Genomic DNA, 21,598 nt, shown 5'->3' on the forward strand with positions numbered 1-21,598 from the left:
GTCAGCCGTGAAGATTGCTGAGCGCATCAGGGGCGCGGCGGACTCGCTCGGGCCTCGGGCGCTGTGGATTTTGGTCGCTGTGGCGGCTGCCGACGCGCTGTGCGGCGCGTTCCTGGCGACCGACTTCGTCACCGGAGCGCTCGTCTTCGACACGCATCCGCATATCCGGCCACAGATGCCGTGGCTGTTCATTCTGGCGCTCACCGTCGCCATCGCCGCTGGCGCAGGGCCGCTTTTGCGCAGCTCCGAGACGATGTGGCGCTCCTGGCTGCTCCGGATCGGCGTCCCGGTGGCGCTCATGTCGGTGGTCATCTTCCTCGTCGCCGACGCCCAAGCCACCTCGTTCGCATATGTCGCCATCCGGGACGACGGCACCGCGGTGCGCCCCGCCTACCCGTATCTGCGGGCGGTCTTCGCCGCGTTCTCGCTTTTGGGGCAGTTCGCCCTGCTCGTGCGGTTCCGCCGGAACGACAACTAACGCCTCCGGACCGCTTTGAGGACAAGATCGTCAGGAGCCTCGCTCCCATCGGGCAGCGGCCGCTCGCGGCGGCGGGCCTCGTGCATGAGGATCTCCCAGTCGGAGTCGAGCAGGTCGGCGATCTGGCTCGGGACGTAGTAGTCGGCCGGATTGAAGCGGGGGTCCTTGTGCTGGTGCTGCGCGTGCTGGTGCATGTCGTGGCCGACGACCAGCAGGACGCCGCCGATGGCGACTGCTTCGATGAAACCGCTCGCGCCTTGTTCGCCCGCTGCGAGCGGCAGCGGGTAGTACTGGAGCGAGACGAGGTCGTATCTTTTTGGCTCTGGCGGGCAGGCGACGAGATCGGCGCACAACCAGGTCACCGACTCCTGCGGCACTGCTGCTGCGGCGCGTTCGATGGCGACGGAGGAAATGTCGGCCGCGACCACCTTCCAACCGTGCTCAGCGAGCCAGGACGCGTCGCCGCCCTCGCCGCAGCCGACATCGAGCGCGAGGCCGGGAGCAAGGTCCGACACCTCGGCGACCAGGGCCGCGTTCGGCAGCCCGCTCCAGATGTGCTCGTGTTCTTGATAGAGCTCGTTCCAGTCGTCTTGGTCCATGACAAAGCATGCTGCCTTCGTCCTGAGGTATATGCAAGAAAAATTGCGAAAAATGCAATAATGAATGCGTGGATCTTGCCCCGCTCGATGCAATCGGCCCGAGGGTGCGTCTTTTGCGCGGTCAGCGGTCGATGACATTGCGCGACGTCGCCGAAGCGACCGGCATCACCACAAGCACCTTGTCCCGGCTCGAATCCGGCCAGCGCAAACCCAGCCTGGAATTGCTCCTGCCGCTCGCGAGGCTGTACCGAGTCGCGCTGGACGACATTGTCGCCCCCCGCCGACCGGTGATCCACGAGTGCACCTGAAACCCATTCGCCGGGACGGCAAAGTCGTCGTTCCCCTCACCCGCCGAACCAGCGGTCTGCAAGCGCTCAAAGTCGTGCATCCGCCGAGCCGGGGCGACGAGCAGCCCCAACCACGCTCGCACGACGGCTATCTGTGGACGTATGTCTTGAACGGCGTGTTGCGATTGGTGCTCGACGGCAACGACCTCGTCCTGGGGGCGGGCGAGGTCGCCGAGTTCGACACGCATGTGCCGCATTGGTTCACCAGCGCAGGCCCCGAGCCCGCCGAGTCCATCGTGATCTATGGTCCGAACGGGGAGCGGATGCGGCAGCTGGACGACCTTGTGGTGCCCTAGCCCTGCCCAACCTGCGTCAAAAAGCCCCCGGCCGCACGGAACGGTTGTGTTCGGCGAGGCCGTCGACGGCAGGCAGCTCTGCGGCGGCCTCGTCATAACGACGAACGGGCAGAGGAGACATCGACAGCTCGAAACGATTCTTCACCGTGATGCGCACAAAATGCATTCGCCATCGTGCGCTTAGGATCGAAGGCATGTCCGCGCATACCGACTACACGTACGTCCTCTACATCGAAGCCACCCCGGAAAAGGTGTGGCACGCGTTGACCGACGACGATGTCACGGCTGCCTATTGGGCTCATCGCAACGTGTCCGACTGGCAGGTCGGCTCGTCATGGGAGCATCGTCGGACAGACGGTTCGGGAATCGTCGACGTGCTCGGGGAAGTTGTGGAGAGCGACCCTCCGCGCCGATTGGTGACGACATGGGCCGAGCCGAGCTCGCCGAACGTCGCTTCCCAGGTCTCTTTCGACATCCAGCCCCGAGGCACGATTGTGAAGCTTGTCCTCACCCACGCGGGTCTGCCCGAGGCAGTGCTGCTGCAGGCGGTGGAGGGCGGCTGGCCCGCCGTCTTGTCCAACCTTAAGACGCTGATGGAAACCGGGAAACCGCTGTCAGTGGAGCCGTGGGCCCAGCCGTCCGAAGGCTAACGGCCTCGCTGCGCGTTGTGCAGCGCGAGGACGCGGTCGAGCCGGTCCGACCACCACTGCACTCGCGCCGGGTCCGGCATCGTCCAGCGCGCGAGAAGTTCTGGGTCGGGGGCGAGCGGTCCCATCGGCGCCATGACGGAACCGTTCTTGGGGCCGAGGGCGGCCTCGGGCGCCACGAGGTCTCCTGTCAGCAAAGCGCCGGTGCCGAACCCGCAGGCATAGGGCAGTTCGGGGAGCGCGGCGGCCAAGGCGAGCTGCGCGCCGAGCCCGACGCTCGTCTCCACCGCGGAGGAGACGACAGTCGGCAGGCCCGCCGCCTCGGCCACCTGCAAGGCGCGGCGCACGCCGCCGAGCGGCGTGCATTTGACGACGGCAACGTCGGCGGCTCCCGCGACTGCCACCTTCAGCGGGTCCTCCGCCCGCCGGATGGACTCGTCCGCGGCAATCGGCACATCCACTGCTTTGCGAACGGCGGCGAGCTCGTCGATCGTCCAGCACGGCTGCTCGACGTACTGCAATCCGCCCGCCGCTTTGTCCAGGAGCGGGATGTGCTTGCGCGCGGTGCCCACATCCCATTTGCCGTTCACGTCAATCCGCACATGCCCTCCCGGCCCCAGGGCGTCGCGCACCGCCTCGACCCGCGCGAGGTCTTCGGCGAGAGAATCGGGGTGGTCGGCGACTTTGATCTTCGCGGTCGCGCAACGGGCGCTCAGCGCGCGACGGCGCGCCTCGTCCGGGCCGACGGCAGGAATGATCGAGTTCACCGGGACAACGCGGCGGATCTGCGCGGGCCAGCCCTCCAGGGCTGCTTCAAGCGCTGTGCGCAGCCAGGGCAGTGACTCCTGGTCGTCGTAGTCGTCGAAGGCGCAGAACTCCCCCCAGCCGTTTGGCCCCTCCAAGAGCACGCCCTCGCGCACGGTGACGCCTCGGAACCGCACGTTCAGCGGGATCGAGTAGAACGCGACCGAGAGAAAATCCGCCCGTGCGACCGGCACGGATCCGAGCGGCGTCGCAAACATGAGAAGAGACTACTCTTGCCCGCCCATCGGCTGCACGGGCAAAGCGGCGCAGGAGGTGCTGGGCACGAAGGAGCTCGCCGCCCAGCCGACCCGCTTGCCGTTGTGGGTGATCGAGCAGGTGAATTTTCCGGCGAAAGCCCCAGCGGCGTCTTTCGGAGTCACCGTGACGCTGGCCTTGTCCCACGACTCGCCCAGGCGCACCGTCTCTTTCCACGGCAGATCGACCTCTTTGGTGATCTGCTCCGTCGTCCCGCTGCGGTAGCTCACCACAGCTTTCGCCTGCCCTGATCCGGTGACCTCGTACGTGGTGTCGCCGAACACGAACTCCTCGACCTTGTCCTTGCCGAAATATCCGGCCGCGCCGAGGGCTGCCAGCCCGACGACGCCCAAGCGAAACGGCGTTTTCAACATGGGAGGAATATAAGGCGCAACGGCGAGAACCTGTGGGAGGCGGCCCGGAGCATGCTCGGAATGAGACGCCAGATACGCCGAACTGGCATGTCGCGGAGTTCGTATCCTGGGAGGATGTACAACCCCAGGCCCCATCAAGTCCACGACGAAGCCGCGATCCGGGCTTTCGTCGCTCAGGTGGGCTCGGGGACGCTGGTCACTGCGTCCCCGGCTCGGATCGAGGCCACGCTGTTGCCGATCCTCTGGTCCGGGGACACGGTCGTCGCCCATCTCGCCAAGGCGAACCCGCAGGCCGCCGCGATCAGCTCGGGCGCACCAGGACTCTGGGTCGTCCAAGGCCCCGAGGCGTATGTCTCCCCAGGCTGGTACGCGAGCAAACGCGAGCACGGCGCGGGCGGCAGGGCGCGTGTCGTCCCGACATGGAACTATTCGGTTGTGCAACTGCGGGGGAGGGTTTGTGTTCGGGACGACGCGGCCTGGGTGCGCTCTGTCGTCTCCCAACTGACAGACGTCCAGGAGCAGGCAATGAGCACGCCCTGGGGCGTCGGCGACGCCCCCGAGGAATACATCGACGGGCAGTTGTGCGCCATCGTGGGGGTCGAAATGCGGGTGGAGTCCGTCGAAGCGAAAGCGAAATGGAGCCAGAACCGCTCCGCCGCGGACAAAGCGGGCGTGCTGGCAGGCTTGCGAGACCAGGGCGCGGCGGCTGCTGCCGAGCATATGGCGGCTGTGCTCGCCGTGTCCGGCGAACAAGGGGCATGAGTCCCCGAGGCAGCAGACGCGACGACCCGCCCGGAAAACTGTCCCGACCGCTCCTCAGAGGCGTTCGGGGGCCGCTATCCCGAGCAACGAGAGGCCGAGGGCGAGCGTGTCGCCAGTGAGCTCGCAGATCGCTGTGCGCAGCCTCCGCTGCCCCGCAGTGGGCGCCTTGGCCACCGGGCATGCCTCGTAGAAGTCCGAGAACGCCTGCGCGAGCGTGTAGAGGTAGGCGCAGAGCCGGTGCGGCTCCAAGCTTTCGTCCACCGACTTGAGCACATCGCCGAATTCGTCAAGGGCGAGCAGCAACGCGCGTTCTGCGGGCTCCAGCGGCGCCGGGACCCCCTCGGGCGCCGGGCCTGCTTCCCCGGCCCGGGCGAGCAAGGAACGGATCCGCGCGTGCGCGTACTGCAAGTACACGCCCGTGTTGCCTTGCAAGGACAACATGCGGTCAAGGTCGAAGACGTAGTCGCGGGTGCGTGAGGTGGACAGGTCCGCGTACTTCGCCGCGCCGATCCCGACTTCATGGGCGCGCAGCTCCTGCGCGTTCGGCTCGAGTTCCGGGCTGCGCTCCGCGATGGTCGCTTTGGCGCGCGCCACGGCCTCGTCCAGGAGGGCGATGAGCCGGATGGTCTCGCCCTCGCGGGATTTGAACGGTTTGCCGTCCGCGCCGAGCACCGAGCCGAATTGCACATGCGCCACCTCGACGCCGTCCGGCAGGTATCCGGCCCGCCGAGCGGTCTCGAACACCATCTTGAAGTGCAGGGCCTGGGGGGAGCCCACCACATAGAGCAGGCGTGTGGCCTTCAGGTCCCGCACCCGGTGCCGCAGTGTCGCGAGGTCGGTGGCCGCGTAGCCGAAGCCGCCGTCGGATTTTTGGATGATGAAGGGGACCGGCTTGTCGTCCTTGTCGACGACGTCGTCGAAGAAGACGCACAGCGCCCCGTGCGAGCGCACCGCGACGCCGCGCTGCTCCAGATCGTCGGCGATCCCTTGCAGTTCGTCGTTGTAGCTGCTTTCCCCGGCGATGTCGTCGTCGGTGAGCAGCACCCCGAGTTTCGTGTAGATCTCGCCGAAGTACGTCTTGGACTCGGCGACGATCTCCTGCCAGCCCGCGATCGTCTCGGGGTCCCCGGATTGCAACGCGACCACGCGCTGGCGGGCGCGGGCTTGGAACTGCTCGTCCGTGTCGAACCGGGCGCGTGCTGCTTTGTAGAGGGCGGCCAGCCGGGAAATGGCCGCTGTGTCCCCGTCCTCGTCGCCGCCGCGCACGTCCGGGTTTTCCAGCAGGTGCTCGATGAGCATGCCGAATTGGGTGCCCCAGTCGCCGACATGGTTCTGCCGGATCACCTGGGAGCCGGTGAAGGTCAAGAGCCGCACGAGCGCGTCGCCGATGATCGTGGAGCGCAGATGCCCGACGTGCATCTCTTTGGCGATGTTGGGCGCGGAGTAGTCGATCACAGTGGTGCGGCCCTGCTTGGGCGCGCCGAGCCCGAGCCGAGGGTCGCCGTGCCGCTCGGCGAGCTGCCCGGTGAGGGCGCTGTCGGCGAACACGAGGTTCAGGAATCCAGGCCCGGAGGCCTCGACCTGCGCGAACAGCTCGGAGCTTTCCAGTCGCGCCGCGACCTTCCCGGCGAGCTCGCGCGGGTTGGCTTTGAGTTGCCTCGCCAACGCCAAAACGCCGTTGGCCTGGTAGTCGGCGTGCTCGGAGGGCCGGATGACCGGGTCTGCTCCGGCGGCCTGCTCGCCGAGCGCGGCTTTGAACGCCTCGCGCACGGCTGCTTCGGCTTGGGCGGCGAGGGGAACGGCGGGGGGGGAGGATTCGGCAGACATCGGGTGCCAACGATACCGAAGCGCGCCACGGGATCGCCGGTCAGCTGCCGCCGTGCCGCACGTCTTCGAGATCGCCGCCGCCGCTCCCGCTCAACTGGGCAGCCCTGCGGCTGGCACGGGTTCGAGGATTTCGCCCCTGGATTCCGGCGCGCCCGCGCGCAACGCGTCCGCCGCGGCGTCGTCGGTGAGGGATTGCGAGCGCAGCTCCGCCTCCACCCGCGCCGTGTACAGCTCGATCTCCGCTTTTGCGCGCTGCTCGTCCCAGCCCAAGACCCCGGCCGCGATCTCGGCGGCCTCCCTGGCGCAGGCGACGCCCCGGTGGGCGTATTCGATGCTGATCCGGGTGCGGCGGGCAAGGAGGTCTTCCAAGTGCAAGGCTCCTTCTGCGACGCAGGCGTACTTGATCTCCGCCCGCAGGTAGTCCGAGGCGTCGCGGACCGGGCGCAAGAGGCTCGGGTCCTCGTCGGCGAGCGCGAGCACTTCCGGCAGCATCGACCCGTAGCGGTCCAACAGGCCCATCACGCGGTCGTGCGGAAGATCCCAGTCCTGCCCGATGCTGTGGGCTTTGTTCTTCAAGGCCGGATAGCCGTCCGCGCCGAGCAACGGCACGTTCTCGGTGACCGATTCGGGCGCTCCGGCGGGCAGGAAGGGCACGGCGGCGTCAATGGCGTCCTTGGCCATCACCCGGTAGGTGGTGTACTTGCCGCCCGCGATGCAGACGAGGCCCGGCGCGTCGGTCGCCACGGCGTGCTCCCTGGACAGCTTCGACGTCGCTTCGTCCTCGCCTGCCAGGAGCGGGCGCAGCCCGGCGTACACCCCGTCGATGTCCTGCGCGGTGAGGGGGACTTTCAGCACCCGGTTGATTTGGCTGAGGATGTACTCGATGTCGGCTCGGGTGGCCGCGGGATGGGCGAGGTCGAGCTTCCAATCCGTGTCCGTGGTCCCGATGAGCCAGCGCTCCCGCCACGGGATGGCGTAGAGCACGCTCGTCGGGGTGCGCAGAATGAGCGCGACGTCGCTGATGATTTTGTCGCGGGGAACCACGATGTGCACGCCTTTGCTGGCGCGCACCTGGAACCGGCCCCGGATGCCCGCCGCTTTCTGCAGCTCCGTGGTCCACACGCCCGAGCAGTTCACCACGACATGCCCCCGGACTTCGGCCGTCTCGCCGGACTCGCTGTCGCGGACCTGGACGCCGCGCACGCGGCCGCCGTCCTGGACGAAGCCGACCGCTTGCGTCGATGTGCGCGCCACCGCGCCGAAATGCGCCGCTGTGCGCGCGACGGTGAGGGTGTGCCGGGCGTCGTCGGTGACGGTGTCGTAGTAGCGGACCGCTCCGACCAAGGCGTCAGAGCGCAAGCTCGGAGCCATGCGCAGCGTCCCCGCCCTGGTGTAGTGCCGTTGCCGGGGGACGGACTTCGCGCCGCCCATCGTGTCGTAGAGGAAGAACCCGGCGGCCATGTAGGGCCGCTCCCACACTCGGTGCGAGAGCGGGGCGATGAACGCTTGCGGCTTCACCAGGTGCGGAGCGATCTTGGTCATCATCAGCTCGCGCTCGTGCAACGCCTCGCGCACCAGCCCGAATTCCAGCTGTTCGAGATAGCGCAGGCCGCCGTGGAACATTTTCGAGGACCGGCTGGAGGTGCCGGAAGCCCAGTCCCTCGCCTCGATGAGGGCGACGGAGAGCCCGCGTGTCGCCGCGTCCAGGGCCGCGCCCGCTCCGACGACGCCGCCGCCGACCACCACCACGTCGAAGTGCTGGTTGCCCAGTTGCTCCCAGGCCGCTGCTCGTTGCTCGGGGCCGAGCTGATGGGCCATGAGGTTTTTCGCGGGGGGATTTTTCATCGTTCTCGTTCCAAAATATGCGGCCAGAAGGTGTGGCTACTCGTCGTCGTCGCTGGACAGGATGCGTGCCGCCTCGTTGATCGAGCCCATCAGCGACGGGTAGACGCTGAAGGTGCGAGTCACGTCCTCCACTGTCAGTTTATTCCTCACCGCAAGGGCGATGGGCTGAATGAGCTCGGAGGCGCTCGGGGCGACGATCACCCCGCCGAGGACGCGCCCGGACCCCGAGGAGCAGAAAAGTTTCACGAAGCCCCGCCGGATAGCGCCCATCTTGGCCCGGGCATTCGTGGCGAGAGGCAGGGAGACGGTGCGGGCTTGGACTTTTCCAGAGTCGACGTCTTTTTGCGTGACCCCCACCTGGGCGATTTCTGGCCTGGTGAAGATCGCTGAGGTGACGGTGCGGAGCTTGATCGGCGACAGCGCTTCGCCGAGCGCGTGGTACATCGCGATCCGCCCTTGCATACCCGCCACCGAGGCGAGGGGGAGCAAGCCCGTGCAGTCTCCGGCCGCGTAGATCCCGAGCGCGCTTGTGCGCGACACCCGGTCCACTTTGATGTGGCCGCGCTCGGTGAGTTCGATGCCGGCTTTCTCAAGGCCCAAGCCTGTGGTGTTGGGCACGCTGCCCACGGTCAGGAGGGCGTGGCTGCCTTCGACCGCGCGCCCGTCCGCGAGTGCGACGCGCACGCCGGTCTTTGTGCGCCGGACCGATTCGGCGGCCGCGTTTTTGACGATGGTGACTCCCCGATGGGCGAGCACCTCTTCGAGGACGCGGGCGGCGTCTTGGTCTTCGTGCGGGAGCACCCGGTCGCGGCTGGACACGGCGGTCACCGCAACGCCGAGCTCGGTGTACGCGTGGACGAATTCGGCTCCGGTCACCCCGGAGCCGATGACGACCAGATGCTCCGGAGGCGTTTGCAGGTCGTAGATCTGCCGCCAAGTGAGGATCCGCTCGCCGTCGGGCTGCGCGTTCGGCAACGTCCGAGGGCTGGATCCGGTGGCGATGAGCACCACGTCGGCGCGGAGCCGCTCTGTTCGCCCGTTCACCGTGGCGAGCACTTCGTGCGCCGCGAGCCCAGGCTGCTTGTCGGCTATTTCGCCCCTGCCGATGAGCACGCGGATGCCCTGTTCGGCGAGTTTGTCGTGGATGTCGGCCGATTGGGCGTCCGCGAGCTCCTTGACCCGGCAGTTGATCTGCTGCAGGGTGCTCGGGCGCAGCAGGTGCTCGACGTTGTCGATGTTAAAGCCGAGGTTCTCGGCCCGGCGCAGCTCTGTGCGCACCCCGGTGGAGGCGATGAATGTTTTCGACGGCACGCAGTCGTACAGCACGCAGCTGCCCCCCATCCCCGCTTCGTCGAGGATGACGACGTCCGCGCCTTGGTCCCTGGCGACGAGCGCCGCCTCGTACCCGGCGGGCCCCCCGCCGATGATGACGACGTCGGTCAAGTGCGGCTCCCTCGTTCGTTGATGTGGTTTCGTGCTGCCGACAACGGTAGTCCCTCCTGCCGCCGGGCGCAGCAGGGGAAGGGCACGTTAGTCTTGTCGAGTGCCCATGTATGCCGCGTACGGATCGAATATGGATCCTGCCCAAATGGCGCAACGCGCGCCGCATTCCCCAGTTGCCACCACTGGGTGGCTGCACGGATGGCGTTTGACGTTCGGCGGGGCCGACATCGGCTGGGAGGGCGCGCTGGCGACCGTGGTCGAGGAGAAGGACAACCCGGACTCGAAAGTGTTCGTCGTGCTCTACGACCTCACCCGTGAGGACGAGGAGGCGTTGGACCGGTGGGAGGGCTCTGATTTGCGGCTGCGGCGCAAACTCAAGGTCCGGGTGGACACCTCGGAGGGGCCGGTGCTCGCGTGGCTGTACGTGCTCGACGCCTTTGAGGGCGGTTTGCCCTCGGCCCGCTATCTCGGGGTGATGTCGGAGGCGGCTGAGGTCGCCGGAGCCCCGCAAGAATATGTGACCTGGCTTCGCACGAGGCCCTGCCGCGGTCTCGGCGACAAGGACTAGCTGCTTTTGCGCTGGCGTCGCGGCGCTGGGCGCGGCGCCAGCGGGACCTCTTTGGCCGGGGCGTAGGCGTACGCCCACGTTTTGACAGTGCGTGGCAGCACATGGAGCTGTTCGGCGATTTCTTCGATCGGCACGCCATGCTCGTGGTGCGCCCGTGCCGCGCGCTCGCGGATTTCCTTGGTGATCGCGGCGAGCCCCGGCATCGCCGCCCCCGTCTCGCGTTGGTGCTCTTCGGCCCAGTTCCGGACGGTGGCGACGGGCACCGCGAGCGCGAGCGCCGCTTGGGGGACGGTTCTCGCGGCGCAGAAGACGAGCCGGACGGCTTCTGCCTTGAGTTCCGGCGGGTAGCGCTGGCGCGGGCTGCGGTCGTATTTCGGAATCGGCACGTCGTGCTCTGCCGCGTGCCGCGCCGCCCACAGGTGCGCGGTGTTCGAGGAAACGCCGCATTGCCGGGCGGCGATCGTCGGCGGGAGCCCCTGCTCGAAGATGAGGCCCAGTGTTTTCAACCGCACCTTGTCGGGGACTTTCGGCCGCGCCGGTCTGGCAATGCCCGCGCGCGAGCGGTGTTCGCGAACCCAGCGCGCCACGGTCGACGGATGGTAGCCGTATTTCTCGGCGAGCTGGGCGACGCTGTGCGAGCCGGCGATGGCCAGCCGCGCCGCTTCGGCTTTCACCGGCTCCGGGGCTCCGGGGCGTCGCCTGGGCTCGTACGCGCCCTGTTGTTTGAGGTGGTTGCGCACCCAGAGGTGGATGGTTTGCGGGGTGACCGAGAACCGCTCGGCGAGCTCTTTTGCGGGGATTCTGTCCACCAGGCGCAGTTGGACGGCAACGCGCCGGGCGTCTTGCGCGCGGGCCGGGGCTTCGTGTGCGCGCCGGGGAGCCCGCCTGCGCCGTGCCGTGTCGAAACGGGCCGCGGCGCGCAAAGCGGCCCGCCCGATCTGCGGGCGCGCCGGGTCCGGCTCGCCGAGTTCGACCCAGAGCCGCTGGCGGGCCTCGACGCTCAGGAGCGGGTCGGCGAGTTGTTCGAAGAGCTTTGCCGCAATGGCGGAAAACCGGAAATGTTCCGCGCGGGCGTTCGTCAGTTTGCGTTCATGCTGGGCTTGGGCGAAGTCGGTCTTGGTTTTTCGGAGGCTTTCCGCGGCGAACACGCGAAAGCCGGCGAGCTCGCGTTCGGAGAATTCGCGCCAAGAGCCCGTCTGCGCCATGGCCCTCCTTTCGGACTGAGGCCAATAGTACATGAGTTCGGGTTCGCGCGGCTCCTGTCAGATCCCGAGGTCGCGGAGCAGCTTCGCGACGTGCCCAGTGGCTTTGACGTTGTATTGGGCCAGTTTGATGACGCCTTTCTCATCCACCAAGAAGGTGGACCTGATGACTCCCTGGACCGTTTTGCCGTACATTTTCTTCTCGCCGAACGCGCCGTACGCGGTGAGCGTCTCCTTCGTCGGGTCAGCGAGCAAGGGGAACGTCAGATTCTCTTTGTCTCGGAACTTCGCGAGCTTTGCGACCGGGTCGGGAGAGACTCCGACGACAGCGATTCCGGCGTCCTGCAGCGCGGCGAGATTGTCGCGGAAGTCGCACGCCTGCTTCGTGCAGCCGGGGGTCGAAGCCGCCGGATAGAAGTAGACGAGCACCTGCTTTCCGGCGTAATCGGACAGGGAGACAGGCGTGCCGGAGTCTGATTCGAGAGTGAACGCCGGGGCGGGGTCTCCGACGCAGAGGTGTGCGGATTCGGTCATGCTGCAAGCCTAGCCGCTTGTTCGGGTAAGCTCATCGGGGCGTCGCACCGATGAGCACGGCGGCGCGAGAGAGTTTGGAGGCCAGAGGTTGTCGAACGATCCAGAACGCATCGAGCGCGAGGTCGAGCGGGCCCGTGAGGAGCTGGCGCGTGTCGTCGACCAGTTGGCGGTGCGCCTGGACCCGAAGAAGGTCACCGGCGAAGCCAAGAACTGGTTGGTCGTCAAACTCAACGAACCCGCCGTGAAATACGCTCTGTTGGGCTTCGGCGGGTTGTTCGCTTTTCTCGCGCTGCGCAAACTTGTCGGCGGCAAAAAGGACTGACCACGTCCGGCCATCTGGCCGCGATCGGGGATGCGCCGCGGCGCTCAGGGGGACTCCCTGCTGCGCTTCGCCCGCTCTTGGGCGTTCTGAATGAACGGTTGCATCAGAAGGGCCAGCTCCTCGGGCACGTCATGGCCGACCTCGGGGGGCGTGGAGACGTAGCTCAGAGACAGGCGCACCAGCGCTCGGGCGAAAATCCCCGCGTCGTTCGGGTGGGGCGCGATCCAGCTGACGCAGAACAGGTCCGTCAGCCGCGCCGATGCCCGCTCGATAATCGGCCCGCTGTCTGTGGTCAACAGGCGCATGAGATCTGGTTTCGCTTCCCCGGAAAGGAACGACAGCACCAGGGGGTCGCCCGCGATCTGCGAGAAGAACCCCTGAAACCCCTGCACGAGGCTTTGGTGGATGTCGCCGACGTTCCTTTTCACTGCGTCGTCCACGGCGTCGGCGAGCCGGTCGGCCAGACGCAGCGCGTACGCCTCGACGAGCCCGGTGCGGGATTGGAATTCGTTGTAGAGGGTCTGCCTGCTCACCCCGGCCGCCTTGGCGACTTCGGTCATGGTGACTTCGGACCAGTCCTGATGCGCAAGGAGTTGTTGGAGCGCGTCGAGGACGGATTCGCGCAACAACATGCGGGCCGCTTCGGCGTAGGGCGAGCGGGTTTTGGCCTTGCTGATGTTCGACGGCCGGGTCACGAACGGACTTTCTCCACCATCTCGAAGTCGGCTTTCGTCGCGCCGCAGTCCGGGCAGGTCCAATCGTCTGGGATGTCGTCCCACCGGGTGCCCGGCGCGATGCCGTCCTCCGGCCAGCCGAGCGCTTCGTCGTACTCGAACCCGCACTGCAGGCACATGTACAGTTTGTAGTCAGCGTTGTCGCTCACAGTGGTTGTTCCTTTCCTGCCGTTCAGCGTCCCGCGGAGGAGCTGAGGGCTTCGAAGTCGATCTTCTCGCGCACGCCGCAGTCCGGGCAGGGCCACACGTCGGGCACCTCGGACCATGCTGTGCCCGGTGGGAACCCTTCGCGCGGAGCGCCGACGGACTCGTCATAGACATATTCGCAGACTGGGCAGCGATAAGCGGACATTATGCGGCGCTCCCGATCTCGGGGTCCTCGCCCGCGGAGGGGGAAGGGTACCGCGCGAGGAGTTTTTCGCGCTTGCCGGGCTGGAGGTTCGCGAGCGTGAGGTCGCCGTTGTAGTGCTCCACGACGCGGTGGTCCATCACCCGCCGCCATAGCGGCGGGAAGTAGGCGAGGGTGATCATGCTGGCGTATCCGCTCGGCAGGTTCGGCGCCCCGTCCCAGCTGCGCAGCGTCTGGTAGCGCCGCGTCGGGTACGCGTGGTGGTCCGAGTGCCGTTGCAGGTGGTAGAGGAAGACATTGGTGACGATGTGGTCGGAGTTCCAGCTGTGCCGGGGGGCGGCGCGTTCGTAGCGCCCGCTCGGCGCCTTCTGCCGCAACAGGCCGTAATGCTCCAGGTAGTTCACCGACTCCAGCAGCGAGAATCCGAAGACCGCTTGGAGGATCAGCAGCGGCAGCAGCTGCCAGCCGAAGACGACAAGGATCACGGCGTAGAGCGCGACAGACATCAGCCACGCGTTGATGACGTCGTTCTTCACGCTGAACGGGCTCTTGCCGAGTTTGCGGAACCGCTCTGCCTCCAGGCGCCACGCGGAGCGCAGACCGCCGAAGACGCTTCGCGGCCAAAAGGCCCAGAAGCTCTCGCCCATGCGGGCGCTCGCCGGGTCCTCGGGGGTGGCGACGCGGACGTGGTGGCCTCGGTTGTGCTCCAGGTAGAAGTGGCCGTAGAAGGTCTGCGCGAGCGTGATTTTCGCGAGCCAGCGCTCAAGGCGCTCTTTCTTGTGCCCGAGTTCGTGGGCGGTGTTGATGCCGATGCCGCCCAGCACGCCGATGGAGATGGTCGCGCCGATCTTGTCGAGCCAGGTGAACGGGTGGTCATAGCCGAGCCAGTGCAGATCGTCGGCGGTGGCGAGGTAGGCGACGAAGAAGAGGGTCGCGTATTGGAAGGGGGTGAAGGCCCAGACGATCCAGCGGTAGTATTTGTCGTTCTCAAGCTGGTCCATCACTTCGTCCGGCGGGTTTGCGCCGTCGGGGCCAAAACGCAGGTCCAGCAGCGGCAGGACGACGTAGACCAAGACGGGGCCGATCCAGAAGAGCGCTTTGGACGCGCTTGTGAGGCCCGCGGAGTTCATCCCCATGACGACAGGGACGATCAGGAAGAGCGCGGTGGGCGGGACGAGGCCGATCAACCACCAGTAACGCTTTGGGTCCCGCCACTGCGCGACGGGGGGCGAGCCGGCTGATACGTGGGCTGTCATCAGCACTCCTTTTCGTTGCTTGTTTCACCGATCATTGCCAATGTGCCGCGTATGAGTGATGTGCAGCACTTCTACCGTGTACGTCACAGTAGCACTTGTCTATGGAATAGACAAGTGCCTCGTATTTGTCCAAACGCGGTGCTGATCTCGCGAGAAGAGAGCCGGCGCGCGGGGCAGGCGCTCGCGGGGGAAATGACGGCATTGCGCGCGGGCGGCGCTAGCCCAACCGCGTGTCGACCAAGCCCACGTTGCCTCGGGAATCCAGCTCCACTGCGGCCGCGCCGCCCTTCGGCGTCCTCAGCACGCATCCGCCAGGGTCGTCTTCGATCACAAGGCCCCGCCGTTTCGCATAGGAGGCGAGCGCTCGGGGCCAGTCGGACACCAGCCCGGAGTCGACCGCCCGATGCACCGCCTGGACGATCCGGAAGGGCGTTGGCTCGCGCAAGGCGAGCATCGGGTGCTCCACGAGGAGGGCTCCGATCACCCCGCCGCCCGCGTCGAAGAGGTAAAAAGGCAGGTCGAGCACAGACGCGGCATAGGAGCCAATCCGCCAGACAAGTTCTTTCGCCTCGCCTGTGAGCGCTATCGTCGGTGTGTCGAGATTGTCGTGCTGGTAGGACTGGGCGTAGACGCGCAGCCGCGCGGCGGCGTCGACCACCGAGTCCGGGAAACCGGCCGAGTTCGCCCACCCCCATAGCCACACGCCCAAGTCGGGCGAGGCGGAGCCGAGGAAGTGCGCCGTCGCGGTGAGGGAAGGCTGCCTGCCGTGGTTGAAGGTGATGGTCCCGGCTTGCGGGTCCACCCACCACGGCCCGCTCCCGTAGGGGCTGTCCCCGCCGAGGACGTCCTCCAACCGCATCTGCTGCTCCCAGGACCACAGCACGGTGTCGTCGAACAACTCTCGGCTGAGGGGGAACGTCGGAAGGAAATCGGCGGGCGGCTCGCCTGACATGTCTCGCTCGCCATCCACGCCATCACTTTACTCCGCGCTGAGTCTGCCGTTCTGCAACGTCAGCACGCGCGGGCAGTGCCGTTGGACGAGCATGAGGTCGTGGCTGATGACCAGGGCCGCGAGGCCTTCCTCATGGGCGATTTCGCCGATGAGGAGCATGATGCTCTCCGCTGTTCGCGCGTCGAGCGCCGAAGTGACTTCGTCGCAGACCAGCACTGTCGGACGATAGGCGAGCGCGCGGGCGACGGCGACGCGTTGGCGTTGGCCGCCGGAGAGCTGCCCCGGCATACGGTCTGCCAGCTCGGCGGGAAGCCCCACCTGGCCGAGCAGCCCGGCCACCTCGACGCTGTGCCGTTCCTGCCGGGGGGCTGCCCCGAGGAGGGTTTGGCGCACGGTGCGCCGAGGATTGAGCGTTCCGGCGGGATTTTGCGGCACGAGCTGGATCGAGCGCGGCGCCAGCGCCGTCCAATCGCCCGATTGCGGCGCGTCGAGGCCGACCATCGCCCTGGCAAGAGTGGTTTTGCCGGTCCCCGAGTCGCCGACCAGTCCGGTCAAGGTTCCCGCGCACAGCGTGAAAGCGCCGTCCGCGAGCAGTGTCGCGCCGTCCTGGCTGCAGATCCGCACATCCCGCGCCTCGAACACAACCTTGTGCGGCGCGCGGGCGCGCGCCCCGGACAGCTCCTTGCGTCTCGGCGGCGGGGCGAATTCGACGTTTTCCCCGATGATCGTCACCTCGTCCGCAAGCGCTCGCAACGTCGTTTCGTCGTGCCCGCTCGCCACGACGGCTTTGCCTTCGTCGGCGATCTCGCGCAGCAGCGCCGCGACAGCGTCCCGCCGCGCGCTGTCGAGTCCGGCGAACGGCTCGTCCACCACGAGCACCGGGTTCTCGCGCAGCACTGCGCGGGCGAGCGCGACGCGGCGCTGTTCGCCGCCAGAGAGCTCGCGCGCCTTTTTGCGCAGGTGGCTCTGGGTCAGGCCGAGCCGCGCGATCAGTTCGGGGATTCGTTCTGGACGGGCTGCGGTCTCGCTGAGCAGCGCCGAAACCCGCATGGTGGGGGTGAGTTCGGAGCCAGGGTCCTGTCCGGCGAAGCTGATCTGAGTGCGGCGGAAACGCCGCAACGCCTCCCCGTCGAGTCCGGGCGGGCTCACCAAGCGCAGCATGGCGGTCGTCTTGCCGGACCCGGAAGCGCCGAGCACCGCTGTCAGCTTGCCCTCGACAGGCTCGACCACCCCGTGCGGCTCGGGAATGCTTTCCGGGCCGTCCGGCGCGGGGGCGTACGCCATGATCGCGTGGCGCACGGCGAGGGAAAGGGCGACGATCGCGAACGCGGGCGCGGCGGCGGCCAGCGGATTGAGCCATAAGCCAGGGCCGACCGAATCGCGCACCATCACCGCCCAGTTCGACGGGCCGAGCGGCGCAGGAAGGCGGAGGAACGCGACTGTGGAGACCAGCGCTGTCGCTTCCACGAATCGCAGCGCCAGTTGCGTGACGAATGTTGCCCGCAGATTCGGCAGGATCTCTTCGGCGGCGACCCGCCAATGCCCGAAGCCGTTCGCCAACGCGACTTCGACAAAGCCGCTCTTGGCCACGACTGCCGCCGCCCCGCCGAACACCCTCGCCGAATACGGGGTCCCGGCGAGGACCGCGACGAGCAGGAGCGCGCTCGCCGCCGCCGCGCCCGACCCCCCGCCCAAACGCAGCAACACGAGCATCGCCACCAGCAGCGCGGGCAACAGCACCAGCAGGTCGGTGCAGACGTGGATCGCGCGGGCGAGCGGCCCTTCCAAGGCCGAAAGCGTCCCGAGCACAGCTGCGAGCAGGGTGACCAGGACCGCGATGGCCATGCTGGTCGCGGTGAGGCCGAAACCGCCGTCGAGCAGGCGCGAAAGAACGTCGCGGCCCAGTTCGTCGCCGCCGAGGGGGGCTCCGGGTCCTGGTGGGTCGAATGGTCCGGTCACTGCCTCTTCAGCGTTGCGCGGGGCGAAGAGCGGCCCGCACAGCGTGGCGAGCGCCACCAGGACCGCCGGGGTCACGGCGCCGGCCCTGCCCAGTCTTCCCCGGGTCAGTCTGCTCATGCCCAGTCTCCTCATGCCCGGTTTCGGGAAAAATCGGCGACGCAGAGCACGAGCGAAAGAAGCGCCACCGCGGGAGCCAGAGCCCCGAGAACCAGGTCGTGGTCGCGTCCGGTCACCGCGCCGGTGATGACCTGACCGAGGCCGGGGATGTTGAAGACGCTCTCCACAACCAGCGCCCCGGAGAACAGGAGGCCTGCCGTGGTCCCCAGCGACCCGGTGATGGCAGGCAGGGCGGAGGGCAGCACATGGCGCGTGAACACTCGCCGACCTGTCAGGCCGTCTCGGATGGCGGCGGCGACGTGCGGGGCGCGCAACTGGTCCGCGACGGCGGCGTGCGCGACTGCTGTGTTCCACGCCAGCTGCGGCAGGGCGAGCGCGACGACGGGCAGGATCAGAGCGGTCGCGTCCGTCTCGCCGACCGAGGCCGCGGGCAGCCAGTCCAGCCACATCGCGAAGACGAGCACGAGCGCCACCGCGACGACGAACTCCGGGGTGGCGATCAGGACGGTGCTGATGGCGCTGAAGCGCGATGCCCCGGACAACGCCCAGAGGCCGCCGAAAACCGGGGCAAGCAGGCTCACGATCACAAACGCGCATCCGGCGAGCAGCAGTGTGTTCGGCAACGCCGACCCGACGACCTCCGAGACAGGGGCTCCGTGCAACGTCGTCCCGAAATCCCCGGCGACCGCGCCCTTGGCCCAATGCCCGAACTGGACCGGCCAAGCCCGGTCCAGCCACAGGTCGTGGCGCAGCGCCGCGCGCTGCGCCTCGGTGGCGTGCGGCCCGAGCGCGGAGCGGGCTCCGTCGCCAGGCAGCAGGCGTTGCGTGAGCGAGACCAGCGCGAGCGCCGCCACCAGCAATGCGCCTCTGCGTGCGACGATACGGGCAACGAGGGGGGAGGGCATCACTGTGGGGCTGAACCGGCGGTCGTGTCCGAGCCCAAGCGCACCCGCTCCAGCTGCGCTTTCCCCCAGCCGCCGAGTTTCGGCGCGTCGTGGACGCGGGATGAGGCGATGTCCACCCCGTCGGCTGTTCCCCACACCACGTAGCCGCCGCGGTCGTATTGGACGCGTTGCAGCTCGGTCAGCGCCCGGGCGCGTTCCTCGGCCGAAGCCGCAGACATCGCTGTGGCGAGCGCCGTGTCGAACGCAGGGTCTTGGAACCCGGTCTCGTTGATATGGCTCTTGGAGTTGAGCACTTTGTCCGCGAAGAACAGGACGGAGTCGTTCGTTCCCCAGCTCACCGTGGTGAGCGCCGCCTTATGCCAGGATTCTGCCGCGAACACCTCGGCCTCCTGCTGCACGACCTCCACCTTCAGGCCCGCTTCCGCCAGCTGTCCCGCGATGATCTTGGCCGTGTTGACCTCGCCGAACGCCTCGTCTTTTGTGAACAGCTGGTAGGTGCGCCCCAGATCGGTCCCCGCTTGGGCGAACAGCGCGCGGGCGCGGTCCAGGTCTCGGACGCGCTGCGGCAGCGACCGGTCGTACGCCGGGTCCGCTGTGCCGAGCACATCGTTCGCGACGCTCCCATATCCGGAGAGCACGTTTTTCACCAGGGCTTCGCGGTCCACGGCGAGGCGGATCGCCTCCCGCGCCCTCGGATCGGCGAACGGGCCGTCGCAGCAGCGGATCGCGAGCGGCACGACGAGGTCGCCCGGTCTGCGGATCACTTGCAGGTCTGCTCTGCCCGTGACCGCCCTGGCGGCGAGCGGCCCGACGTTCATCGCGAGATCGATCTGTCCGGAGACCACGGCGTCGGTCAAGGCTTGGACGCCTGCGAACCGGGTGAGCTCGACAGCGGCGACTTTTGCCGGGCTGGGGCCCCAGCCGTTATGGCGCACAAGGCGGACACGGTCGAATGTCCGCGAGCTCGCCGACTCGATTTTGAACGGCCCGGAACCGGGGGAGCCGTCGAGCGAGCGGTTCGTCCCGTTCTTGGTCGTGAAGGTCATCAGGCGCAGGAGCATCGGCAACTGGCTGTTCGGCTGCTCCGTGGTCAGCGTGACCTCATGCGGGCCGGTGGCGCGGATGCCCGCCTCGGGCACGGGGATTTTCCACTCCTGGCCGGGCGTGCGGCGCAGGGTCCGCAACGACTCCGCCACGTCCTCGGCGGTGACCGCGGACCCGTCATGGAACGTCGCGTTCTGGGCGAGCTGGAAAGTCCACTGCCGGAGGCTGTCGTCGCTGTGCCAGGAGACGGCCATGCGGGGCACGACTTGCGCCCCCGCGCCCGGCACGGTCAGCGGGTCGAACACCAGCGACATGAGCAGCATGTCGAAGTCGCCCGTGAATGTGCTGTACGGGTTGGCGGTGGCGGCCGAAGCCGGGCCGAGCGCTCCGACGCGCAGGGTGTCGGAGCGGGGCTGCCGGTGGGAGCAGCCGGGGGCGGCTGCCAGGGCGAATCCGCCCATAAGCCCAAGGCGCATTGCCGTTCGTCGGCTGACGCGCATCGTCAGTGGTCACTCCTCAACTGGATTAGCGGGGCGGAACAAGCGGTTCACAGCCTAGCTGAGCGGTTTCGCCCCGCGGAGCAGTGGTGGATCAGGCCTTGGCGGCGGCGGTGGGCTCTGGCGGCGGCCAGCCTTTGGCGAGGTGTCTCGCGAGCAAGGGCAGGACGACGACGAGCATGATGAGACGAAGGCTTTGGGTGCTCGCGACCAGCGGCATGTTCGACTCCACTGTCGACGCGGTGGCGATGACGGCGTTGATGCCGCCCGGCGTGGTCGCGAGGTACATATCGGTCTGCGGCACATGCAGGGCGTTCGCCATCAGCGCCGGGATCAACGCCGTCACCACCGCCAGGGTGATCGTCGCGACGAGAATGGCTGGGAACAGCCGCCACACCTGGCGCAGCGACTTCCTGGTGAATTTCAGGCCGACGTCGAGGCCGATCAGGATGAAGAGCAGCTCTTTGAGGATGCCGTCGGGCGCGTACCCGTGGCTGATCCCGGTCGAGGTGACGATGGCGGTGAGGATCATCGGCCCGAGGGTCGCGGGCGAGGGGAGCTTGATGAGTTGTCCCAGCTTGACGCCGACGATGCAGAGGACGATGGCGATGCACATGCCTGCGAGCCAGTCCCCGCGCCCGGTCACGATGCAGAAATATTGGTCGTTGTGCGGGCAGCGGTAGTGCTCGAAGAAATTCGCGTTCAGATCCGTTCTGCGCGAGTCGCTCTTGGGGACCGCCCCGAAGACCCAGGCCACGAGGAACGGCGTGGTCGCGACGATCAGGATCACGCGGAAATACTGCATGAACGCGACGACGCGGCAGTCCGCGCCCAGGTCCTCCGCCGCAGAGATCACGGCGGCCGAGCCGCCCGCCAAAGTCCCGAGGACCGCTGTGCCGAGGCTCACCCCTGGCACGAGGCGGAAGAACGCCCAGCCCGTGACGATGGACAACACGAGCGTGATGGCAGTGATGACGACGATCGGCCCGATGAGCGGGCCGATGGTTTTGAGCTGGCCGAGCTGCATGTAGCCGCCCATGACCACGCCGATGAGCGCCTGGGTGGCCACCTGGGTCTTTTTGGGCATGACGAGCCAGTTCCGCCCGGACAGCGCCACGACGGCGCCCAGCACGGCGGCGAAGAGTATTTGTGTCGCGGGCAGTCCGGCGAAAGACCCTAGTTCGGCGAGGGCGTACACGCCGAGGATCGCGGCCGCCCATTTCGACGCGCTGAGCGCGTGTTGTTTTGCCGAGGAGCGAGAGCGGCGGAGTCCGGGCGCTGTGTCCGCCGGGCTCCGTTCGGGCGGGCGGGGCAGTGCTGTGTCTTCCCTTGCGTCTTGTCTGGAGTCTTTTTTCGCGCCAGGCCGGCTTTCGGCTGTTGGCGTTGGCTCGGACGGGTGATTGCTGCGGGGAAGCAGCTGGTTCATCACGTCGCTCCGTTCGTGGCCGAAGTGCGCACCTCGGTCCTCGGACCTGCTCGCGT

At 67.6% G+C, this 21,598-nt stretch carries 23 protein-coding genes and 1 pseudogene; 6 read left to right on the top strand and 18 right to left on the bottom strand.

The window, feature by feature from the left end; genetic code table 11:
• Nucleotides 1-7 precede the first annotated feature (7 nt).
• Nucleotides 8-478 carry a hypothetical protein gene (locus SROT_RS03800; RefSeq protein ID WP_013137687.1) on the top strand — a complete coding sequence of 157 codons (471 nt, stop codon included), beginning with the start codon at nt 8-10 and terminating at the stop codon, nt 476-478.
• Here SROT_RS03800 and SROT_RS03805 read toward each other — a convergent pair.
• Nucleotides 475-1,077, bottom strand: coding sequence for a class I SAM-dependent methyltransferase (locus SROT_RS03805; RefSeq protein WP_013137688.1), 603 nt, complete (start codon nt 1,075-1,077; stop codon nt 475-477). The genes SROT_RS03800 and SROT_RS03805 overlap by 4 nt on opposite strands.
• A 131-nt stretch (nt 1,078-1,208) precedes the next feature.
• Between SROT_RS03805 and SROT_RS03810 the strand changes: the two are divergent.
• A pseudogene (locus SROT_RS03810) lies at nt 1,209-1,720 on the top strand (helix-turn-helix domain-containing protein).
• Between the two features lie 16 nt (nt 1,721-1,736).
• Here SROT_RS03810 and SROT_RS16670 read toward each other — a convergent pair.
• Nucleotides 1,737-1,877 (bottom strand): hypothetical protein, encoded by a 141-nt coding sequence (locus SROT_RS16670; RefSeq protein ID WP_187288060.1) that lies wholly within the window; start codon nt 1,875-1,877, stop codon nt 1,737-1,739.
• A gap of 37 nt (nt 1,878-1,914) precedes the next feature.
• Between SROT_RS16670 and SROT_RS03815 the strand changes: the two genes are divergently transcribed.
• A complete protein-coding gene (locus SROT_RS03815) occupies nt 1,915-2,370 on the top strand; it encodes an SRPBCC family protein (RefSeq protein WP_013137689.1) in 456 nt (151 codons plus the stop codon).
• Here SROT_RS03815 and SROT_RS03820 read toward each other — a convergent pair.
• Nucleotides 2,367-3,389, bottom strand: coding sequence for an o-succinylbenzoate synthase (locus SROT_RS03820; RefSeq protein WP_013137690.1), 1,023 nt, complete (start codon nt 3,387-3,389; stop codon nt 2,367-2,369). The genes SROT_RS03815 and SROT_RS03820 overlap by 4 nt on opposite strands.
• A gap of 9 nt (nt 3,390-3,398) precedes the next feature.
• Nucleotides 3,399-3,800: a hypothetical protein gene (locus SROT_RS03825; protein WP_013137691.1), complete on the bottom strand. Its 402-nt coding sequence runs from the start codon at nt 3,798-3,800 to the stop codon at nt 3,399-3,401.
• A 114-nt stretch (nt 3,801-3,914) separates the two neighbouring features.
• Here SROT_RS03825 and SROT_RS03830 point away from each other — a divergent pair, with 114 nt between their 5' ends.
• Entirely contained in the window at nt 3,915-4,562 is a 648-nt protein-coding gene (locus SROT_RS03830; RefSeq protein ID WP_013137692.1) for an FMN-binding negative transcriptional regulator, read from the top strand.
• Nucleotides 4,563-4,616: 54 nt separating this feature from the next.
• On the opposite strand, the gene argS is transcribed toward SROT_RS03830, so the two are convergent.
• The 3 genes from argS to SROT_RS03845 all read right to left on the bottom strand — a co-directional run bounded on the left by argS (nt 4,617) and on the right by SROT_RS03845 (nt 9,677).
• On the bottom strand, nt 4,617-6,389 hold the full coding sequence (argS, locus tag SROT_RS03835; protein WP_013137693.1) for an arginine--tRNA ligase: 1,773 nt from the start codon (nt 6,387-6,389) through the stop codon (nt 4,617-4,619).
• A gap of 90 nt (nt 6,390-6,479) precedes the next feature.
• Complete coding sequence (locus SROT_RS03840; protein WP_013137694.1) at nt 6,480-8,234, bottom strand: glycerol-3-phosphate dehydrogenase/oxidase; 1,755 nt, start codon at nt 8,232-8,234, stop codon at nt 6,480-6,482.
• A 36-nt stretch (nt 8,235-8,270) separates the two neighbouring features.
• Nucleotides 8,271-9,677 carry an NAD(P)H-quinone dehydrogenase gene (locus SROT_RS03845; RefSeq protein ID WP_013137695.1) on the bottom strand — a complete coding sequence of 469 codons (1,407 nt, stop codon included), beginning with the start codon at nt 9,675-9,677 and terminating at the stop codon, nt 8,271-8,273.
• A gap of 100 nt (nt 9,678-9,777) precedes the next feature.
• On the opposite strand from SROT_RS03845, the gene SROT_RS03850 reads away from it, so the two are divergent.
• On the top strand, nt 9,778-10,245 hold the full coding sequence (locus SROT_RS03850; protein WP_041406898.1) for a gamma-glutamylcyclotransferase family protein: 468 nt from the start codon (nt 9,778-9,780) through the stop codon (nt 10,243-10,245).
• Here SROT_RS03850 and SROT_RS03855 read toward each other — a convergent pair.
• Together SROT_RS03855 and bcp are read right to left on the bottom strand one after the other, a co-directional pair.
• Nucleotides 10,242-11,450: a helix-turn-helix domain-containing protein gene (locus tag SROT_RS03855; protein WP_013137697.1), complete on the bottom strand. Its 1,209-nt coding sequence runs from the start codon at nt 11,448-11,450 to the stop codon at nt 10,242-10,244. The genes SROT_RS03850 and SROT_RS03855 overlap by 4 nt on opposite strands.
• Nucleotides 11,451-11,507: 57 nt before the next feature.
• The gene (gene bcp, locus SROT_RS03860; RefSeq protein ID WP_013137698.1) at nt 11,508-11,981 is read right to left on the bottom strand and encodes a thioredoxin-dependent thiol peroxidase; all 474 of its coding nucleotides are present in this window, start codon (nt 11,979-11,981) and stop codon (nt 11,508-11,510) included.
• 88 nt (nt 11,982-12,069) lie between these two features.
• Here bcp and SROT_RS03865 point away from each other — a divergent pair, with 88 nt between their 5' ends.
• Nucleotides 12,070-12,303 (top strand): DUF3618 domain-containing protein, encoded by a 234-nt coding sequence (locus tag SROT_RS03865; RefSeq protein WP_013137699.1) that lies wholly within the window; start codon nt 12,070-12,072, stop codon nt 12,301-12,303.
• 44 nt (nt 12,304-12,347) lie between these two features.
• Here SROT_RS03865 and SROT_RS03870 read toward each other — a convergent pair whose 3' ends face one another.
• From SROT_RS03870 to SROT_RS03910, 9 genes are all read right to left on the bottom strand, one after another.
• Nucleotides 12,348-12,998 (bottom strand): TetR/AcrR family transcriptional regulator, encoded by a 651-nt coding sequence (locus tag SROT_RS03870; RefSeq protein ID WP_013137700.1) that lies wholly within the window; start codon nt 12,996-12,998, stop codon nt 12,348-12,350.
• A complete protein-coding gene (locus SROT_RS03875) occupies nt 12,995-13,156 on the bottom strand; it encodes a rubredoxin (RefSeq protein WP_041407633.1) in 162 nt (53 codons plus the stop codon). The genes SROT_RS03870 and SROT_RS03875 overlap by 4 nt, the downstream gene beginning before the upstream one ends.
• A gap of 53 nt (nt 13,157-13,209) precedes the next feature.
• Nucleotides 13,210-13,389, bottom strand: coding sequence for a rubredoxin (locus SROT_RS03880; protein ID WP_013137702.1), 180 nt, complete (start codon nt 13,387-13,389; stop codon nt 13,210-13,212).
• Entirely contained in the window at nt 13,389-14,642 is a 1,254-nt protein-coding gene (locus tag SROT_RS03885; RefSeq protein WP_013137703.1) for an alkane 1-monooxygenase, read from the bottom strand. Before SROT_RS03885 ends, SROT_RS03880 begins: the two co-directional genes overlap by 1 nt.
• A gap of 217 nt (nt 14,643-14,859) precedes the next feature.
• Entirely contained in the window at nt 14,860-15,612 is a 753-nt protein-coding gene (locus tag SROT_RS03890) for a DUF6882 domain-containing protein (RefSeq protein ID WP_148223333.1), read from the bottom strand.
• Between the two features lie 9 nt (nt 15,613-15,621).
• Nucleotides 15,622-17,670 carry an ATP-binding cassette domain-containing protein gene (locus SROT_RS15500; protein ID WP_013137705.1) on the bottom strand — a complete coding sequence of 683 codons (2,049 nt, stop codon included), beginning with the start codon at nt 17,668-17,670 and terminating at the stop codon, nt 15,622-15,624.
• 11 nt (nt 17,671-17,681) lie between these two features.
• Nucleotides 17,682-18,575: an ABC transporter permease gene (locus tag SROT_RS03900; protein WP_013137706.1), complete on the bottom strand. Its 894-nt coding sequence runs from the start codon at nt 18,573-18,575 to the stop codon at nt 17,682-17,684.
• A complete protein-coding gene (locus tag SROT_RS03905) occupies nt 18,575-20,119 on the bottom strand; it encodes an ABC transporter substrate-binding protein (protein WP_013137707.1) in 1,545 nt (514 codons plus the stop codon). Before SROT_RS03905 ends, SROT_RS03900 begins: the two co-directional genes overlap by 1 nt.
• Nucleotides 20,120-20,210: 91 nt before the next feature.
• Nucleotides 20,211-21,542, bottom strand: a complete 1,332-nt coding sequence (locus SROT_RS03910) for an AbrB family transcriptional regulator (protein WP_013137708.1) — start codon at nt 21,540-21,542, stop codon at nt 20,211-20,213.
• Nucleotides 21,543-21,598 lie beyond the last annotated feature (56 nt).

Origin of the sequence: Segniliparus rotundus DSM 44985, assembly GCF_000092825.1 — a bacterium.
In the GTDB taxonomy this organism is placed as follows: Bacteria; Actinomycetota; Actinomycetes; order Mycobacteriales; family Mycobacteriaceae; genus Segniliparus; species Segniliparus rotundus.

Coding starts and splice junctions, on each gene's coding strand:
- SROT_RS03910 (WP_013137708.1), bottom strand. CDS start 21,542: ATGAACCAGCTGCTTCCCCGCAGCAATCACCCGTCCGAGCCAACGCCA.
- SROT_RS03885 (WP_013137703.1), bottom strand. CDS start 14,642: ATGACAGCCCACGTATCAGCCGGCTCGCCCCCCGTCGCGCAGTGGCGG.
- SROT_RS03875 (WP_041407633.1), bottom strand. CDS start 13,156: ATGTGCCTGCAGTGCGGGTTCGAGTACGACGAAGCGCTCGGCTGGCCG.
- SROT_RS03830 (WP_013137692.1), top strand. CDS start 3,915: ATGTACAACCCCAGGCCCCATCAAGTCCACGACGAAGCCGCGATCCGG.
- SROT_RS15500 (WP_013137705.1), bottom strand. CDS start 17,670: ATGAGCAGACTGACCCGGGGAAGACTGGGCAGGGCCGGCGCCGTGACC.
- SROT_RS03905 (WP_013137707.1), bottom strand. CDS start 20,119: ATGCGCGTCAGCCGACGAACGGCAATGCGCCTTGGGCTTATGGGCGGA.
- SROT_RS03820 (WP_013137690.1), bottom strand. CDS start 3,389: ATGTTTGCGACGCCGCTCGGATCCGTGCCGGTCGCACGGGCGGATTTT.
- bcp (WP_013137698.1), bottom strand. CDS start 11,981: ATGACCGAATCCGCACACCTCTGCGTCGGAGACCCCGCCCCGGCGTTC.
- SROT_RS03880 (WP_013137702.1), bottom strand. CDS start 13,389: ATGTCCGCTTATCGCTGCCCAGTCTGCGAATATGTCTATGACGAGTCC.
- SROT_RS03805 (WP_013137688.1), bottom strand. CDS start 1,077: ATGGACCAAGACGACTGGAACGAGCTCTATCAAGAACACGAGCACATC.
- SROT_RS03900 (WP_013137706.1), bottom strand. CDS start 18,575: ATGCCCTCCCCCCTCGTTGCCCGTATCGTCGCACGCAGAGGCGCATTG.
- SROT_RS03855 (WP_013137697.1), bottom strand. CDS start 11,450: ATGGCGCAGACGGGCTCTTGGCGCGAATTCTCCGAACGCGAGCTCGCC.
- SROT_RS03815 (WP_013137689.1), top strand. CDS start 1,915: ATGTCCGCGCATACCGACTACACGTACGTCCTCTACATCGAAGCCACC.
- SROT_RS03825 (WP_013137691.1), bottom strand. CDS start 3,800: ATGTTGAAAACGCCGTTTCGCTTGGGCGTCGTCGGGCTGGCAGCCCTC.
- argS (WP_013137693.1), bottom strand. CDS start 6,389: ATGTCTGCCGAATCCTCCCCCCCCGCCGTTCCCCTCGCCGCCCAAGCC.
- SROT_RS03840 (WP_013137694.1), bottom strand. CDS start 8,234: ATGAAAAATCCCCCCGCGAAAAACCTCATGGCCCATCAGCTCGGCCCC.